The 546-nt window shown below is 70.5% G+C and carries 1 pseudogene; it reads left to right on the top strand.

Going from position 1 to position 546, the window contains the following annotated elements:
* Positions 1–356 precede the first annotated feature (356 nt).
* Positions 357–546: pseudogene (locus tag GTR00_RS22370) on the top strand (Lsr2 family DNA-binding protein); the annotation flags it as partial.

Genomic DNA, 546 nt, shown 5'->3' with positions numbered 1-546 from the left:
GCCACGCCCCGGTCCCGCACCACCCGTTCGAACCGGTGCGCGCGGCGCCCGGGGGATCGCCGCGTTCCCCCGCGAACACCCCGCGGAACCACCGCCGGTGTTCCTCCGGCACGTTCCCGGAACACCCGCACCCGCCACCGGCCGTTCCGCGGGGAGCCGGTGCTCCGCACCCGCCGGCGGTGAATTCTCCGCGCACCGCGTTCGGTTCCCGTGCGAGGGCCCGGAACACCGGTCCGCTAACGCGGGAGAACCCCACCCGTTCGCCCCGAGAAAGCACTCCGGGTGCGCGAACTCCGAGAGAACTGTGGTTTCATGGTGTTCAGCATCAATCAACCCACTTCCTCCCGGGAGCCAGCATGGCAAGCCACGACGTCGCACTGAAGGTGGCCACCGAACTGCCGGTCGGTGCCGTCGACCTCGAGATCCCCGTCAAGCGGAACGGCCGCAAGATCGGCACGTTCACCGTGAACGCGAACGGCGTCTCCTGGAACCCCTCCACCTCCAAGGCCCCCACCTCGGTCTCGTGGGAGGACCTGCCCGCCGCGC

Origin of the sequence: Kineococcus indalonis, from assembly GCF_009906395.1 — a bacterium.
Lineage (GTDB): Bacteria > Actinomycetota > Actinomycetes > Actinomycetales > Kineococcaceae > Kineococcus > Kineococcus indalonis.
The sequence above is the reverse complement of the archived record's forward strand: the minus strand, read 5'-3'. Positions and strand labels throughout refer to the sequence as shown.